This window comes from Devosia submarina (assembly GCF_003056345.1).
GTDB classification, from domain to species: domain Bacteria; phylum Pseudomonadota; class Alphaproteobacteria; order Rhizobiales; family Devosiaceae; genus Devosia; species Devosia submarina.
This window is the reverse complement of record NZ_PYWB01000008.1, coordinates 200,966-217,457: the sequence shown is the minus strand read 5'-3', so window position 1 is coordinate 217,457 and position 16,492 is coordinate 200,966. Positions and strand designations below refer to the sequence as shown.

Annotated in this window: 11 protein-coding genes; 8 read left to right on the top strand and 3 right to left on the bottom strand. The window is 62.2% G+C overall.

The annotated features are described in order from the left end of the window. Nucleotides 1-4 precede the first annotated feature (4 nt). Nucleotides 5-1,525, bottom strand: a complete 1,521-nt coding sequence (locus DDE77_RS13685; RefSeq protein WP_108398034.1) for a hypothetical protein — start codon at nt 1,523-1,525, stop codon at nt 5-7. 39 nt (nt 1,526-1,564) lie between these two features. After that, nucleotides 1,565-1,867 carry a helix-turn-helix domain-containing protein gene (locus DDE77_RS13680; protein WP_108398033.1) on the bottom strand — a complete coding sequence of 101 codons (303 nt, stop codon included), beginning with the start codon at nt 1,865-1,867 and terminating at the stop codon, nt 1,565-1,567. A gap of 561 nt (nt 1,868-2,428) precedes the next feature. On the opposite strand from DDE77_RS13680, the gene DDE77_RS13675 reads away from it, so the two are divergent. The 8 genes from DDE77_RS13675 (at nt 2,429) to DDE77_RS20085 (ending at nt 15,150) form a co-directional block, all read left to right on the top strand. Beyond that, nucleotides 2,429-4,207 (top strand): DUF4214 domain-containing protein, encoded by a 1,779-nt coding sequence (locus DDE77_RS13675; protein ID WP_108398032.1) that lies wholly within the window; start codon nt 2,429-2,431, stop codon nt 4,205-4,207. A gap of 109 nt (nt 4,208-4,316) precedes the next feature. Further along, complete coding sequence (locus tag DDE77_RS13670) at nt 4,317-5,126, top strand: SapC family protein (protein WP_108398031.1); 810 nt, start codon at nt 4,317-4,319, stop codon at nt 5,124-5,126. A gap of 55 nt (nt 5,127-5,181) precedes the next feature. After that, the gene (locus DDE77_RS13665) at nt 5,182-6,903 is read left to right on the top strand and encodes a type I secretion system permease/ATPase (protein ID WP_210204395.1); all 1,722 of its coding nucleotides are present in this window, start codon (nt 5,182-5,184) and stop codon (nt 6,901-6,903) included. Nucleotides 6,904-6,917: 14 nt separating this feature from the next. After that, complete coding sequence (locus DDE77_RS13660) at nt 6,918-8,228, top strand: HlyD family type I secretion periplasmic adaptor subunit (protein WP_108398029.1); 1,311 nt, start codon at nt 6,918-6,920, stop codon at nt 8,226-8,228. Nucleotides 8,229-8,350: 122 nt separating this feature from the next. Further along, nucleotides 8,351-9,145, top strand: coding sequence for an ABC transporter permease (locus tag DDE77_RS13655; protein ID WP_108398028.1), 795 nt, complete (start codon nt 8,351-8,353; stop codon nt 9,143-9,145). After that, nucleotides 9,142-10,362 carry an ABC transporter ATP-binding protein gene (locus DDE77_RS13650; protein ID WP_108398027.1) on the top strand — a complete coding sequence of 407 codons (1,221 nt, stop codon included), beginning with the start codon at nt 9,142-9,144 and terminating at the stop codon, nt 10,360-10,362. The genes DDE77_RS13655 and DDE77_RS13650 overlap by 4 nt, the downstream gene beginning before the upstream one ends. Further along, a complete protein-coding gene (locus DDE77_RS13645) occupies nt 10,352-11,545 on the top strand; it encodes a class I SAM-dependent methyltransferase (RefSeq protein ID WP_108398026.1) in 1,194 nt (397 codons plus the stop codon). The genes DDE77_RS13650 and DDE77_RS13645 overlap by 11 nt, the downstream gene beginning before the upstream one ends. Continuing rightward, a complete protein-coding gene (locus tag DDE77_RS20085) occupies nt 11,545-15,150 on the top strand; it encodes a glycosyltransferase (RefSeq protein ID WP_108398025.1) in 3,606 nt (1,201 codons plus the stop codon). The genes DDE77_RS13645 and DDE77_RS20085 overlap by 1 nt, the downstream gene beginning before the upstream one ends. Here the strand turns inward: DDE77_RS20085 and DDE77_RS13635 are convergent. Next, the gene (locus tag DDE77_RS13635; RefSeq protein ID WP_108398024.1) at nt 15,147-16,322 is read right to left on the bottom strand and encodes a glycosyltransferase; all 1,176 of its coding nucleotides are present in this window, start codon (nt 16,320-16,322) and stop codon (nt 15,147-15,149) included. The genes DDE77_RS20085 and DDE77_RS13635 overlap by 4 nt on opposite strands. Nucleotides 16,323-16,492: the final 170 nt, after the last annotated feature.

The following is a 16,492-nucleotide window of genomic DNA, read 5'->3' as shown; positions in this document are numbered from 1 at the left end:
CCTCCTAGACAAGGGCGAAATCGGCAAAGAATGCGACATGGCCCAGCGCCGATATCGTGCCGCCGTCTTCCATCGACCAGCTATAAGCGTAGGCTTGGTCCATTGTATCGTCGAACGCCGTTAAATCAATCAAAACCAGTTCATTGGCGCTGGCGACAATCTGAAGATCGCCGGCCTGATCGAGGAAGGCATCGATAATGGCACGGGCAGCTTCGCCAAAGGAGCCGTGCTGGGTCGCGGCATCGGGTGTTTCGAGCTGGGGAGCATCGAAGAGGAGATCGACAAAGCCGGCGCTGCCAGCCTCGCCTGCGATCTGGAGGCCCTGCATGTCGGCGGGGTTGAAGCTGGCGAACAGGTCGAGGCCATTGATGTGGTAGCGCTCGAGGGAAATCGTGCTGCCGAGCACCATGGCGATGTCGCCAGCGCCAAGGGGGGCGGTGGAGTGGATGGCGTTGCTGGGCAGGGTGACGGGGTGGGCGCCCTCGGGTGCAGGGGTGGGCATCGCCGAAACGAAAAGCGCGGGATGGAGCGCGGCGTGTGCGGTTGAGGGTTCGCCGGGGGCTTCGGGGAGCATGCTGGCAAGGACGATGGTGTGTGGTTCGCCGAGGGAAAGCTCTGATGTGTCGCCCGCAGTTTTGGAGGCGAGCTGGGCTTGCAGGCCCTGCGCAAGGTCGCGGGCTCCCTCTGCCGTGGTGCCCTGATCAAGCTCGGGTGCCTGGGCGGGGGCTGCTTCGGGCAGGAGCGTGGCGGTGAGCAGGGAGGGGGCGGCCTCGCCGCTGTTGTTGAGGGCGGTGGTGCTGGCGCTGGTCAGGACAAGGGTGCTGACCACGGCCAAAAATTGCATGGCGGCGGCCTGGTTGCCCGCGGAAAGGGCGCCGGCGTGGTCCATGGCCTGGATCAGGCGGCTGGCCATGCGCTCGGGCGTGACGCCATCGAGCAGCGGTGCGGCTTTGGCGGCGGGAGACGGCGGCGCGTCCGGAGCGTCTGGGGCCTCGCTGGCGGTTTGCGCTGCTGCGGCCAGAATATGCTCGGGCAGGACGGCGCCATCATCGCTCCATTCGGCGGCCTGAGCTTCGCCGGTGTCGCTGGACCAGACGTAGAGCGACCAAACCAAGATCGTGAGGAGCGCGGCGGGGTGGAGGAACACCTTGGAGGCGCGGAAGGCCACGACATTGGGGGCGGCAGCGCGGGCGGCCTGGGCGATAAAAAGGTCGACCAGCTCGGCAAAGTGCTCGCCGCGCAGGGGACGCGCGAGGGCGGGGCTGTCGAGGAGATATTGGCCATCGAGGCGGCAGAAATGGATGAAAACCTCGCCATCCAGCCGGCAGAGCACCATCCAGGGATCGCCCTCGTCGGTGAGGCCGCGATCGACGTCCACCACGATGCCGGATTGCGCAAGGCTCGCCACGGCGCGGTAAAGATCACTCAGCTCCTGATTGGTCCAATCGCGCGCAGGCGCGGGCGCGGCCGGCCTGGCTGCGGGCGCTTTTTCGCGCCGCTGGCTGAAGCTGAATATGGTGGCCATTGTCAGCCGGTCCTCCCTGCCGAAACTCTGCCCGCTTGCCTAGGCGACGTCCTGACCGAACAAGATGTCGTAGCTATGCGGGTCGTAATAGCGCAGCATCGTCTTGGCGAAGATCTTCTCATCGACTTTGAGTGCGCCGGCCCATTCGCGATAACGATTGGATGGGATCTTGCCCCGGCCGTTCTCGAGCTGCGAAATAAAGGTGTAATAGTCAAGGTTGAGGATGTTGGCGAGCTCGCGCTGGGAGAGCCCGGCCTCCTCGCGCGCCTGCTTGAGCCAGGCGCCCGCATCGAGCCGCAATGGGTTGGATGGCTCCGCACCAGCCTTGAGTTTTGAAAGCATCGTCCACGCCCCGAATTTTTGCCGCCCGAGCGGCTGCCCTGTTGCTTATAAGTATAGTTCGGCCGTCCGTGCGTCAACGAAGCTATAGTGGTCCCGAGTCGCGCGAAGGCGCTTACTCCAGGAAATCGTAGCTCCGGCGCCGGTTGTGTTGCCGATTTGCCCCGCTGTTTCTACAGGGTATGAAATTTACTGTACACCCCCTTGCCAATATAAATTCCTGCCGATATCAAATCACCAGCGTCAAATGAATCGTTTCTACAGTCGTGTTTGTAGGTTGGCTGCGCGAATACTTGGTGAATACACCTACGATAAACTACGTATGTGAGGATACGACTCCGATTTAGATACGCAATGCGCTAAACGTGACTCTCTTTCTCGGCAGTCGGAGGGCTGCCGTGATGGAAAGTCTCGCCTTCCGGGCAGCCGCCCGGGAGTGAGTTTTTCCAAATTCCCTCGTCTGGGCCTCGGCTCTTTTCCGCTGCGCGGATCGGCTCGGGGCCTGGGCAAAACCGTGCGGCGCTGCTTGGCGTCGGTGAGGGTATGTCAACAAAGGAATGAGACATGACGCCTGTTGAACAAATTACGTCACTTTATATCGGCTATTTCGGCCGTGCTCCCGATCCAGTCGGTCTGAACTACTGGGTTGGCCGCCTGAACGACGGCTTCTCGCTTGCCGAGATCGCCGAGTCCTTCTCGGTGCAGGCTGAATCGCAGGCCAAGTACCCCTACCTTGCGAACCCGAACATTGCTTCGCCACAGGCCTTCATCACCCAGGTTTACCTGAACCTGTTCAACCGCACCCCCGATGCTGAAGGCCTGGCCTACTGGACTGCCCAGCTGAACAACGGCACAGACATCGGTGACTTCATCCTCGACGTGATCTCGGGTGCTGTGAATAACCCATCCGATCAGGCTATCATCGACAACAAGGTTGAGGCCGGTGTGTACTTCGCACGCGAAGCGGCCGATCTGCCTGGTTTCGTCTACAATGACGAAGCTGCTGCCGCTGCCGTGGAAGTCATCAATGGTGTTGATGGTACTGCAGCCTCGGTTGAAGCTGCAAACGCCGAAACGGATGCTTTCATTGGCGGTGGTGTGACCGGTGACGAATTCACCCTCACCTCAGGTCTCGATCAGTTCGTCGGCACAGGTGGCAATGACACGTTCCAGGGCGTTGAAGCTGATCTCAACGGCTTTGACGACCTCAAGGGTGGCGCTGGGAACGACACGCTGGACCTGTATGTCGATGGTGGTCTGGCTATCGCTCCGACCGTTTCTATCTCGAACATCGAGACCATCAACCTGATCCGTACCGCTTCCGTCGGCACAGTTGACGCTTCGGTATTCGAAGGCGCTGAAGCAATTTGGCAGATCAACAACGGCGGCAGCATCAGCAACCTTCAGGCGGGTCAGACCGCTGGTTTCCGCAATGCTGCAGTAACCGCGACAGTGGCATCAGCTGCTGGTGCAGCATCCACTGCTGTTGCTCTGGACAATGTTGCTGCTGGTAGCACATTGACCTTCACGGGCGCTGCTCTGAACACGGTGTCAATCTCCGGTTCTGTCGACCAGACCGGAATCGCGGCAGGTGAATACGCCGACCTGGACATCAGTGTCGACAATGATGCGGCTGCCACCAACGCTGATGTCACCACTCTCAACCTTGCAGTGAGCAACAATGTTGATCTCGCAATTGCTGGTCCAGGTGCTGCTGAGCTGGTAACTGTTGATGCTGCCGAGTCCACTGGCGGTATCCGCATCAACTTGATCAATGTCGGTGCCGACGTTCTCGATCTGGCTTCTGTCACTCTCGGCTCGGGCAATGACACGGTTCTGTTCAACAACGTGGCCTCCGACGCTGACGAAGTTACCTTCGACTTTGGTGCGGGCAATGACAACATCGTTGTTGGTCTGCAGGCTACCGGGGACACTGACCTGTCGATCGTGACAGGTGCAGGCGACGACGTCATCACCCTTCAGGACGGCAATATCAACGTTAACGCTGGAGCCGATGGCTTTGACGGCAGCGTTACGATTGCTGATTTCGCAGCGGCGTCCGACGCCCTGCTCGTTGAGGGCTTCGACGGCTTTACTGCTCAGAATCTGGTGAACACCGCAGTTGCTGGTGCAGATTCTCTCTATGACGCTGTTCAGGCTGTCGCTTCGATCATCGGTGTTGGTGGCACGAACGTGACCGACTTTGCTCAGTTCATCTTCGACGGCAATACCTACCTCTATGGTGATGTTGCTGCTGGTGGCCTCGATGGTGACTTGCTGGTCGGCTTCACTGGCGTTGTGGATCTGAACAACGACAACGTAGCTCAGTTCGTTACTGCCTAATCCGCTCCGCTAAGAGCCACGCAATCAATGGCCCCGCCGTCTTTGACGGCGGGGCTTTGGCAACAGTTTGGCAGGCTGTTCTTCTTTCGAACACACTCAAGGAATTTTCATGGCTAGTGCCGTGCACGCAGTGTCCGCCGAGCGTCATGCCGGCATGTTCTGGCGTCCCCTGGTTCATTATCGCCATGCACAAAATCGTCTCCTGGTGGGGATTGCTCCGAGCGAGCTTGGACAAGCCGTGCATGCTTTTCCGCTCGCTTTCGTCCAACAGGATGATGTCGTGGGGCTGGTTGCCGTCCTGGGCATTGGGGGCGAGACGAATATGTTTGTTGCCTCGGATGGGACGTGGCTGGGGCGCTATGTGCCGGCCATGCTGCGCGCGCATCCCTTTGCCATTGCCGAAAATGAGGGCAAGCAAATCCTGTGCATCGACGAGGCCCAGGGCCTTGCCGGAGAGGACGAGGAAGGCAAGCGGCCGTTTTTTGACGAAGCTGGAGCGCTGGCCAAGCCGACGGCCGATGTGGTGCAGTTTTTGCAAAATGTGAATGCCCAGCTGCAGCGGAGCAGCCAATTGGCGGCCGTTTTGCTCAAGCACGATCTGCTGGAGCCTTGGCCTATCGAGATCAAGGGTGCCGCGGGGCAGGCAGCTCGAAGCGTGGCCGGGCTGATGCGGGTCAAGGAAGCGGCGCTCGCTACGCTGTCCGACGCGGCTTTTCTCGAAATGCGCGGGGGTGCGCTGTTGCTGGCGCATGCGCAGCTTCTGAGCATGTCGAATTTGCAGCTGCTGCCGCGCATTGCGCAGGCGCGCCAGCTTCGCGAACAACAAATCCAGCAGCGCCGGCAAGAAGAAGCGGCGCTGTTTCAACCCAGTGGCGGCAACCAGGACGTGATCGACTGGGACCGCATGTTCAACGACTAGACTTTTATCTGAGCCAAAAAGCAAAGCCCGACCAAACATGAAAGCAAAAGCTGCAATGTCTCAGACCGACGTTTTCCAGCGTGCCCTGGGGATTTACCGCAAGATCATCTGGAGCACGCTGATCTTTTCGGCGGCAATCAACATCCTCTTGTTCGTTGGCCCGCTCTATATGCTGCAGATCTATGATCGCGTGCTGCAGAGCCGGAACGAAACCACGCTCCTTATGCTGACGGTGATCGCGGTCTTGATGCTGATGATCCATGGGGTGATGGAGTTTTTGCGCTCGCGCGTCTTGGTGCGGACGGGGTTCCAGTTCGACGAGGCGCTGTCGGGGCCGCTGTTTCACCGCGTGCTCAAGGCGAGCCTCGTCAATCCGGGGGGCAATTCGCAGGCGGCGCTTAATGATGTGGGGCGGTTGCGCGAGTTCCTGACGGGGTCGGGGCTGACGGCGATGTGCGACGTGCCCTGGGTGCCGCTGTTTTTGGCGGTGTGTTTCCTGTTCCACCCCTGGATCGGCACGGTGGCGCTGGGCGGGGCGACCATCGTGTTCGTGCTGGCGCTGATTAGCGAGCTAACCACCAAGAAGACGCTGGACGAGGCCAACAATGCCAACCAGGCGGCGCAGCAATTTGCCAATACGACGCTACAGAATGCCGAAGTGATCCGCGCCATGGGCATGGAAGGGCAGTTGCGCGGGCGCTGGCTCGAGCGGCACGACCGGATGATGGATCTGCAGGCTTCAGCCAGCGACAAGGCGGGGGTGATTTCCTCGATTTCCAAGTTCGTGCGGGCGGGAATGCAGATCGCGATTCTGGGGGTGGGCGCGTATCTGGTGCTCGAGGGCGAGATGTCGGCGGGCGTGATGGTGGCGGCCTCGATCATGATGGGACGCGCGCTGGGGCCGGTGGACCAGGTGGTGGGCCAGTGGAAGAGCTTTGTGGGCGCGCGCCAATCCTATCGCCGGCTCAAGACCATGTTTGCGCAGATCCCGGCCGACATTGAGCGGACGGCCTTGCCGGCGCCGCAGGGGCGGGTGGCGGTGGAGGGGCTGACGGCCTTTGTGCCGGGGAGCCGGACGCCTGTGCTGCAGGGGGTGAACTTTGCCATCGAGCCGGGGCAGATCCTGGCGGTGGTGGGGCCGAGCGGGGCGGGCAAGTCGAGCCTTGTGCGCACGCTGGTGGGCGTGTGGCCAAGTGTTGCGGGCACGGTGAGGCTCGATGGGACCGAGATCGGGCACTACAATGCTGACGAATTGGGCGCCTATGTCGGCTATCTGCCGCAAGAGGTGGAGCTGTTTGCCGGCACGATCGCGGAAAATATCGCGCGGTTCCGGGAGGCCGATGATGCCGATATCGTTGCGGCGGCAAAGCTCGCTGGTGTGCATGACATGATCCAGAAGCTGCCGCAGGGCTATGACACGGAAATTGGGGTGGGCGGGCGCTCGCTCTCGGGCGGGCAGCGGCAGCGCGTGGGGCTGGCGCGGGCGCTGTTCGGCAATCCGTCGCTGATCGTTCTCGATGAGCCCAATGCGAACTTGGACTCCGAGGGCGAGACGGCGCTGATCAATGCGCTGGCGGCGATCAAGCAGCGGGGGGTCAGCGTGATCTTTGTGAGCCACAAGATGAATCTCTTGAGCCAGGCGGACATGACCTTGGTGATGAAGGACGGGCGCGTGCAGCGCTTCGTGCCGACCAAGCAGTTCCTGCAGCCCATGGCGGCGGCTGCAGCGGCGCCCGATGTGCGACTGCCGCAGGCTGCGGCGCAGATTTCGGCTTGAAAGGGGTGAGCTTGATGACAAAACCAAAAACATCGGCGCGGCGCTATTCTCCGACGCCGTTTATTCTCCTGGGGTTCGCAACCATCGGCATCACCTTTGGCGTGATGGGCGTGTGGGCCGCGACGGCGCCGCTCGACAGCGCCGTGGTGGCGCCGGGCGTGGTGGCGGTGGAGTCCAACCGCAAGCTGATCCAGCACCTTGAAGGCGGCATCGTCGCCGAGATCATGGTAACGGAAGGGCAGACCGTGGAAGCGGGGCAGATGCTGGTGCGTCTGCTGCCGACGCAGGCGCAGGCGAACCAATCGATTTTGCAGCAGCGCGTGGCGGTGTTGCGGGCGACGGAAAAGCGGCTCGAAGCGGAGCGGGCCAATCTCGATGAGCCCGATTTTGCTGCGATTGGTGAATTGCAGGACCAGGCGGCGCTCGAAACGGCGATCAAATCGCAGGGGCAGTTGTTTACCGAAAGGAAGGCCATCCGCGACAGCAAGGTCAGCATTCTTCAGTCGCGCATCGAGCAGTTCCACCAGCAGATTGCGGGGCTGACGGTGCAGCGTCAAGCCATCGAGCGGCAGCAGGCGTCGATCGATGCGGAAATCGAGCGGCTGCGCAGCGGGGAAAGCACGGGCGTGGTGCGGGCCAACCAGATTACGGCGATGGAGCGCGACAGCGCAGCGCTGACGGGCAATTACGGGCAGCTGGTGTCCGAATCCGCGCGCGCTTACCAGAGCATCATCGAAACCGATCTGCAGATCGTACAGATCAACCAGGAATATCAGGAACGTGCGGCGTCCGAACTCAAGGACACGCTCGCCGAGCTCAACGAGATCACGGAACGGCTGGTGGTGGCGGAGGACGTTAATTCGCGCACGCTGATCCGGGCGCCGCAAAGCGGAATCGTGCAGAACATCCGCATCCACACCATGGGAGGCGTGGTGCGGCCCGCCGAGACCATGATGGAAATCGTGCCGCAGAACGAGCCGCTGGTGATCAATGCGCAGGTGCGCCCGCTCGATATCGACAGCCTTGCGCCAGGGCAGGTTTCGGAGATCAAGTTCCCAGCGTTTTCGAGCCGCAATTTGCCAACGATCTTCGGAACGGTAGACGTTCTTTCGCCGGACCTCATCTATCCCGAGGATACTCGCCAGCCGGCGTACTATCTCGCGCGCATCAGCGTGCCGGACAGCAATGTGCCCGAGACAATCAAGGGGCGCATTATTCCGGGCATGCCAGCCGATGCGATCATCGTCACGGGCGAGCGGACCATGGTGGATTATCTGGTCAAGCCAATACGGGACTCGCTCGACAAGAGCATGCGGGAGGAGTGAGGGTACGTAGTTACCCCCACATGACGTTCCCCTTTTGGTCCCGTATCAGGAGAGCTCCAGCGGTGTCCTCCGGTTTTTCACTTAACCGGACGGCGCCGCAAAACTCCGACTGATGAGCGGCTATGCTGGGTTTACTGCGCAGTCTGTGGAGCTTTCGCGCCTATGTCGCAAGCTCCATCCTGTCGGATTTCAAGACGCGTTTCGTGCGCAGCCGCATGGGCTTTGCCTGGGTGGTCATCAACCCGCTAGCGCAGGTCTGCATCTATGCGTTTATTCTGTCGGGGCTGATGGCCTCGCGCATCCAGGGGATCGAGAACCGGTTCGGCTATGCCATCTACCTCCTTGCGGGGCTTTTGGCTTGGAACCTCTTCAGCGAGATCGTTGATCGGCTGATGAAGGTGTTCATCAACAATGCCAACGTGATCAAGAAGGTGCGGTTTCCCCGCATCGTCCTGCCGGTGATCGTGGTGGGGACGGCGCTGATCAACAATGCCGCGCTGTTTGTCGTGATGTGCGTGTTGTTCGCGCTGTTCGGCTATCCGCTTACGCCCGAGATCCTGCTGGTGATCCCGGCGGCGCTGCTGGTCAGCGCTTTTGCGGCTTGCGTCGGGCTGGTGCTGGGCGTGCTCAATGTTTTCATTCGCGACATCGAGCAGATCGTGCCGATCCTGCTGCAGGTCGTGTTCTGGTTCACGCCCATTGTCTATCCACCCAACATCATTCCCGAGCGTTTTCGAGGACTGCTGGAGCTCAGCCCTGTGTACCATCTGGTGGATGTGTATCACCGGCTGATTGTTTACGCCGAGCCTGTGCCTTGGGCGAGCATCGCCTATGTGGTCGTGCTTGTTCTGATCCTGGCGCCGCTTGCCCTGTTTCTGTTTCGCCGGGCCAGCCCTGAAATGGTTGATGTTCTATGAGCGCGCTGTCGGTTCAGGGGCTCAGCAAGTCCTTCCGCAGCTATCGGCAGGAATGGCACCGGATTGCCGGCTGGTTCGGTTTGCCCATCAAGCCAGCCAAGGAAGTCCATGTCCTGCGCGACCTCAGCTTTTCCATCGAACCGGGCAGTGCCGTCGGGATCGTGGGGGAGAACGGGGCGGGGAAGTCGACGCTGCTCAAGATCATCACGGGGACGCTGCAGCCCAGCTCCGGGAGCTTTCATGTGGAGGGGCGCGTGGCGGCGATCCTGGAGCTGGGCATGGGGTTCAATGGGGACCTGACGGGCCGTGAGAACGTCGTCAACACGGCGAGCATGATGGGGATCGGCAGCGAGGAGCTGGCGGGGCTGATGCCGGCCATCGCGGATTTTGCTGATATCGGGCCCTATTTCGACCAGCCGATGCGCACCTATTCAAGCGGCATGCAGATGCGCGTGGCCTTTGCGGTGGCGACGGCGCGGCGGCCGGAAATCCTGATCGTGGATGAAGCGCTGTCGGTGGGCGATGCCTTTTTCCAGCACAAGAGCTTTAGCTGCATTCGCGAGTTCCAGCAGAGCGGGACGACGCTGTTGCTGGTGTCGCATGACCGGGCCTCGATCGTGACGCTATGCGACCGGGTGCTGCTCCTGTCGGATGGGCGCGTGCTGATGGACGGGCCGCCCCAGGACGTGATGGATCTCTACAATGCGCTGATCGCCAAGAAAGAGGGCTATGACGTCAAGCAGGTGAGCATGGGCGGTGGGCGCGTCCAGACAACCTCTGGAACGGGGGAAGCGAGCATTGCCTCGGTTCTGTTGCTGGATGAAGCGGGGCAGGCGCTGGAAACGGTTTCGGTGGGGCAAGAGCTCGTGCTCAGCATCGAGGCCGCCATCCACCAGGATCTGCCGGAATTGGTGGTCGGCTACATGATCAAGGACCGGCTGGGGCAGCCGATCTTTGGGACCAATACATATCATTTGCAGCGCGTGGTGACGCCCAAGGCGGGGGAGACGATCCGGTACAGATTCGGCTTTCCGGCCAATCTTGGGATCGGAAATTACTCGATCGCCGTGTCACTGCACCGGGGCGATGAGCATGTGGCGGGCAATTATGAGTGGCGGGATCTGGCCTATGTTTTCACCGTGGTGAACCCCAGCCATTCGCCCTTTATCGGCACGTCGTGGTTGCCGCCGCAGCTGGAGGTGAGCCGTGTCGGTTGATCGGTTTTATCGCGAGTTCGAAGCAGCATTTCGGGGCGACCGGGCAGAGATTATCGGGCGGCTACGGGCCTATGAGGATTTCTTGCGGCCGCTCAAGCAAGGGGGATTTGGAGGCAAGGCGCTCGATCTGGGATGCGGGCGGGGGGAATGGCTCGAGCTTTTGGGAGAGCTTGGGTTTGCGGCGCATGGCGTGGACCTCGATGCGGGCATGCTCGAGGATTGTTTCGCGCGGGGACTTTCAGCCGAGCAGGGCGATGCCATTGCGGCGCTCAAGGGGCGGGCAGAGGCGAGCCTTTCGGTGGTGTCAGGCTTCCACATTGCCGAGCATCTGCCATTCGCCGTGTTGCAGGAGCTGATCGCACAGGCGCTGCGGGTGCTGGAGCCTGGGGGGCTGTTGATCCTTGAAACGCCCAATGCGGAAAATCTGCGGGTGGGCAGCCTGACGTTCCACATGGATCCGACGCACAACAAGCCGCTGCCACCGGGGCTGCTTTCGTTTCTGGCGCGACACCATGGGTTTGCAAGAGTGGAGGTGCTGCGGCTGCAGGAAGCGGCGGCGCTCAGGGACGGGCAGGCGGCGTCGTTGATGGATGTGTTTTCAGGCGTGAGCCCGGACTATGCGATTGTTGCGCAAAAGAGTGCCGAGCCCGACGTGCTGGCGCCATTCGATGCAGCCTTTGCGCGGGAGCGAGGGCTGACGCTGGAAACGCTGTCGGAGCGGTTTGAGGCGGGGCTCGTCCAAAGGACGGCGTTCGAGACAGCGCAGGCCGCTCACAGGGAACAGATATCCGAACTAAGAGGCGAACTGGTGGCGCTGCGGGCGGAACTGGAACAGCGGCTGGAGGATATTCAGCGGAGCACGTCCTGGCGGGTCACGGCGCCCCTGCGCGGGGCGGGGCAGATGGTGCGCTCGGCCAAGGCGGGCTTGAGCAAGGATGCGGTGCGGGAGCGTTTGCGGCCCTTGGCGTCCTCCGCGGCGCTGGCGGTTCACAAGCGGCCTCATGTGCGCCGGTCGCTGGTGCGTGCCATTCGCGCCGTGCCGGGGCTGGAGGCGCGGCTGCGTTTGGTCTTGGCCGTGGGCCAGCCGAGCGGGGATGGATGGCAGCGCCGCCATGTGGGCGGGCAATTGACGCCGCGCGGGCAGGCGGTGCGTGACAAACTCCAGAGATTGCAGGATCAATAGTGCGCATCATCATCGACTTGCAGGGCGCGCAGACCGAAAGCCGGTTTCGGGGCGTCGGGCGCTATACATTGGCCATGGCCAAGGCCATGTGCGCAACAGCAGGGCCACACCAGTTTATCCTGCTGCTCAATGGGGCGCTGCCGGATGCCATTCCCCATCTGCGTGCGGAACTTGGCGGGCTTGTGGCGCCCGATGATTTCGTGGTGTTTCCCGGGCTTGCCGAGAGCCGGGGGAAGCGGCCGGAAAATGCGTGGCGCGCGGAGGCTAGTGCCTTGCTGCGCGAGTTCGTGCTGGCAGGGCTCGAGGCGGATGCCGTGTTCGTGCCGGGCTTTTTCGAGGGCTATGTGGATGATGCGGCGGTGAGCGCCGGATCGTTGTTTCCCGTGCCGGTTGTGGCGACGCTGCATGATCTTATTCCGCTGCTCAATCCTGGGCGGTATCTGGATCACGATCCCCTCTTCAAGCGGTTCTACGAGGGACGGATCGCACAGCTAAAGACCGTGGCGGCGCTGGCGGCGGTTTCCCGATCGGCGGCAGGGGAGGCGCGGGAGCAGTTGGGATTTCCCCCAGAGCGGATCGCCGATACGTCGGAAGCGGCCGATGGCTTGTTCCGTCCGCTGGACCTCAGTGATGAGGAGCGACTGGCGCTGAGGGGGCGCTATGGGGTGAGCAAGCCCTTTGTGCTTTACGCCGGAGGTGGCGATCCGCGGAAAAATCTCGAGCGGCTGGTGGAGGCGTTTGCCGCATTGGCGCCTGAGTTGCGGGAGCGGCACCAATTGCTGGTGGTGGGGCGCATGGGCGAGGGGGAGCGGGCGACGCTTTCGCTTCTCGCTGGGCAGCGGGGCGTGGGGGCGGGGGACCTTGTTTTTGCAGGTTATGTGCCGGACCAGGATCTGGTGCAGCTTTACAATGACTGTGCCCTCTTTGTGATGCCATCGCTGCATGAGGGGTTTGGCTTGCCGGCGCTGGAGGCCATGCAGTCGGGAGCGCCGACGATCGGGGCCAATGCATCGAGCCTGCCGGAGGTGATTGGGCTCCCTGAAGCGCTGTTCGACCCGCTGTCGGTTGGGGACATCAGCGACATGATGGGGCGAGCGCTTTCCGATCAGGGGTGGCGGGAGACGCTAGTTCGGCATGGGCTGGAGCGAGCGAGAGGTTTTTCGTGGGAGCGCTCGGCCGGAGAGACGATTGCGCTGATCGAGCGGAGCGTGGCGGGGGAAACAGTCACGCGCGCCTGGGGCGAGTGGCTCCATTACGCTGAGGAGATCGAAGGGCGGCTGCTGGAGGAGATACAGGGCCGGGCTGGGGCGAGCGAGGCGGATCTGGATGCCGTTGCGCAGGCAATTGCCGATACCAGAAAAATGCTGGACCACCGCAAGCGGCGTGGCCCTTTGCCGGAGCGGCAGCATTGGCGGCTGGAGGGGCCGTTCGATAGTTCCTATAGCCTTGCGCTGGTCAATCGAGAATTGGCGCGAGGGCTGATTGCGGAGGGGCATGAAATTGCGCTGCACTCGGCGGAGGGCGGGGGGAGCTATCCCGTGCCACAGGCGCTGTTGCGGGACGAGCCGGGATTGGCGCCACATTTTGTGGACAGGTCGGGGGCGAGCGAGGGAATTGTTTCGCGCAATCTTTATCCGCCACGGGTGTGGGACAGCGCCGGGCGGCTGAACTTTCTCCATAATTACGCCTGGGAGGAAACGGGGTTTCCCCAGGATTGGGTGGATGGGTTCAACGACTATCTGCAGGGGCTGACGGTGACGTCGGAGCATGTCCGCAAACTCCTGGTGGATAATGGCGTCGTGGTGCCGATCCGGGTGGTGCCCAATGGGGTGGATCATTGGGAGCGTGTTGCCGCAGAGCCGTTTGCGCTAGAGGCGAAGGGGTTCCGGTTTCTCCATGTGTCATCAGGGTTTCCGCGCAAGGGGCTTGATGTCCTGCTGCGGGCCTATGCGCAGGCGTTTACGCGGGGGGATGATGTTTCCCTCGTGATCAAGACGTTTGATAATCCGCACAACGAGGTGGACGCGCAGGTGGCGGCGCTGCGGCAGAACTATCCGGAGCTCGGTAACATCGTGGTGCTCAAGAGGGATCTGAGGCCTGGAGAGCTCAAGGGGCTCTATGAGCAGTGCCATATGTTGGTGGCGCCGAGCCGGGCGGAGGGGTTCGGGCTGCCCATCGCGGAGGCGATCCTGTCGGGGCTGCCGGTGCTGGCGACGGGGTGGAGCGGGCAGATGGATTTTCTCGGGGATGATCCCGAGAGCCTTATCGATTTCGAATTTGCGCGGGCGCAATCGCATCTGCCGGTGTTTGATAGTGTTTGGGCGGAGCCTTCGGTCGAGGATTTGGCCCAAAAGATGCGGCGGGCGGTGGATGAGCCGGAGGCGAGCCGTGGGGCGCGGGTGGGGCGGCTGCGGGAAAAGCTCGCACATATGAGCTGGCGGGCGGTGGCGCGGCAGACGGCGGTGGCGGCGCAGGAATTTGCCCAGGCGCCGTTTCCGCGAGAAGCGTCGATCTGCTGGGTCAGCACGTTTGCGGCCCATTGCGGGATTGCGACCTATAGCCAGCATCTGATCGATGCCTTGGCTGTACCGGTGGAGATTTTGGCGGCGCAGGATCGCACGGCTGTGGCAGCGGAGGGGTATCAGGTCGAGCGCTGCTGGAGCCAGGGGGAGCAGGGTCTGGGCGCGCTGGCGCGCAAGGTGTTGGCGAGCCCGGCGGATGCGGTGGTGATCCAGTTCAATTACGGGTTTTTTGACTTTCCGGCGCTCAAGCGGCTGCTGCGCGACATTCATGCGAGCGGCAAGACGCTGGTGGTGACGCTGCATTCAACGCGTGATCCGGCGCATGAGCAGAGCAAGCGGCTGGCGGATTTGGCGCAGGAGCTCAAGCTTTGTGACCGGCTGCTGGTGCATTCGGTGGCCGATCTCAACCGGCTCAAGGCGCTGGGGCTGGTGGACAATGTTGCGCTGTTTCCCCATGGGGTGTTGGAGACCGAGGCTCCGGTGGTGCAAGCGGCCAGGGAGCCGATCATTGCGAGCTATGGGTTTTTCCTGCCGGACAAGGGGCTGATCGAGCTGATCGAGGCGTTTGCCTTGATGCGGGAGCAGGGGTTCCGGGGGCGGCTGCGGATGGTCAATGCGCAGTTTCCGGCACCGGTTTCGGCATCGCTGATCGGGGAGGCGCAGCGGGTAATCCGCCAGCGCAATCTGCAGAGCCATGTGGAGTTGCACACCGACTTCCTGAGCGACGAGCAGAGCCTCCGTCTGCTCGCGCCGGCGCGGCTGGTGGCTTACCCCTATCAAAAAACTGGGGAGTCAGCGAGCGGGGCGGTGCGGTATGGGCTGGCGAGCCGCTTGCCGGTGGTCACGACGCCGCTGCCGATCTTTGATGATGTGAAAGAGGCGGTGTTCCAGCTGCCGGGGCTTTCGCCTGCCGAGATCGCGCGGGGGATCGGGGATGTGCTGAAGCAGCTCGATCGGGGCGACAAGGCGGCGGCCGAGACGCTGGAGCGGGCGGAGGCCTGGCGGCAGAACCATCTTTATGCGCGGCTGGGCCGGCGGCTCGGCAATATGATTTCGGCGCTGGTGCGCGACAAGAGACGCTAGGCGAGAACCTGGCGCATGCCTTGGATGAAGCGGTCGCGCGAGAAGAGTTCGGCGCGCGCTTCGCAGGTGGGGCGCATTGCGATGGCTTTGTCGGGGGTGAGCTGGCAGACGGCGTGGGCGAGGTCGTCGCTGGTGAAGCCGGGCTGAAGCAGGATGCCGGTTTGGCCATCGACAATGGTTTCGCGCAGGCCGCCTTCGGCGACGCCGATCACGGGCTTGCCGGCGGCCATGGATTCGACCGGGGACATGCCGAAGTCTTCGTCGCTCGGGACATAGATGGTGGCGATGGCGCGGCCGATGAGGTCGCGGAGTTGATCGTCGCTGACCCAGCCCAGGAACGTTATGTTGGGGGCGCCTGCTGCGAGGGCCTTGAGCTTTTCGAGGTCTTCGCCGGAGGACGCCACAACCAGCTTGCGCTCGGGCATGTTCTTGAAGGCTAAAACGATCTTGTCGACGCGCTTGAGCGGGGAGAGACGGGCGGTGGAGAGGTAGTAGTCGCCCTGCTCGATCCAGCGGAAAGCTTCCAGGTCGCAGGGCGGGTACACCAGGGTCGAGCTTTTGCCGAGATAGCGGGTGATGCGCTCCTGCACGGTGCGCGAATTGGCAACGATAAGATCCATGCGCTCGACAGCGGCCTCGTAGCCGTCGCGGAAGCGCTCGAAGGCCAGCCGCCGTGCCGGGTCGCGGCCGGCACGATCGGCGAAATGATCCTTCTGGTCATAAAGGAAGCGCGGGGGCGTGTGGCAATAGAGGATGTTGGTGCCGTTGCCGCGAGCAGGCGCGGAGAAGGGGGCAGCGACGCCGCTATAGATGCGCGTGCCATAGTTTTGCGCCTGGCGCCTTGCGAGGCGGAAGCGAATTGCCAAAGTGGCTGCCCTGATGCCGGGACGGCGAAGGGCCGTTGGCAGCGCCAGATCAGTACAATGCTCGGGGAAGACTTCATCCTCGTAGCTTTCGGCGGTTTTGTAGCCGAACATTACTTCGGCCCCGATCGCCTCGGCCAGGGTGAGCACCAGCCTCTCGCCGCCGCCTCGGATGGCAAAATAATCATGGGCGATCAGGGGAGTGTTGGCTTTCGCCGCATGTGAACGCGCTGCTCCAGGACGAGGCGTGGCACGCTCGCGCTTCTGGTCGGAGGCGGTCTTGAAGTCCGTGAAACTGGAAAAAAGCATGGCCAGAGTGGGACATGCCGGCCGTAGAGGCACAATTCGGTGCACTTCGTACGTAGAAGCGCGTTAGTGCTCGGCAGGGCTGAGGCCAATGCAGCTTTGTTCCGTTTTCCGCAACAGTGCGTGGCGCAAGCGAACAATTGCTCTTGGGTGGGGTGTCGATGATATCTCTG

Bases quoted from the DNA above. Each gene is read 5' to 3' on its own strand.
- DDE77_RS13685 (WP_108398034.1), bottom strand. From the start codon at position 1,525: ATGGCCACCATATTCAGCTTCAGCCAGCGGCGCGAAAAAGCGCCCGCA.
- DDE77_RS13680 (WP_108398033.1), bottom strand. From the start codon at position 1,867: ATGCTTTCAAAACTCAAGGCTGGTGCGGAGCCATCCAACCCATTGCGG.
- DDE77_RS13675 (WP_108398032.1), top strand. From the start codon at position 2,429: ATGACGCCTGTTGAACAAATTACGTCACTTTATATCGGCTATTTCGGC.
- DDE77_RS13670 (WP_108398031.1), top strand. From the start codon at position 4,317: ATGGCTAGTGCCGTGCACGCAGTGTCCGCCGAGCGTCATGCCGGCATG.
- DDE77_RS13665 (WP_210204395.1), top strand. From the start codon at position 5,182: ATGTCTCAGACCGACGTTTTCCAGCGTGCCCTGGGGATTTACCGCAAG.
- DDE77_RS13660 (WP_108398029.1), top strand. From the start codon at position 6,918: ATGACAAAACCAAAAACATCGGCGCGGCGCTATTCTCCGACGCCGTTT.
- DDE77_RS13655 (WP_108398028.1), top strand. From the start codon at position 8,351: ATGCTGGGTTTACTGCGCAGTCTGTGGAGCTTTCGCGCCTATGTCGCA.
- DDE77_RS13650 (WP_108398027.1), top strand. From the start codon at position 9,142: ATGAGCGCGCTGTCGGTTCAGGGGCTCAGCAAGTCCTTCCGCAGCTAT.
- DDE77_RS13635 (WP_108398024.1), bottom strand. From the start codon at position 16,322: ATGCTTTTTTCCAGTTTCACGGACTTCAAGACCGCCTCCGACCAGAAG.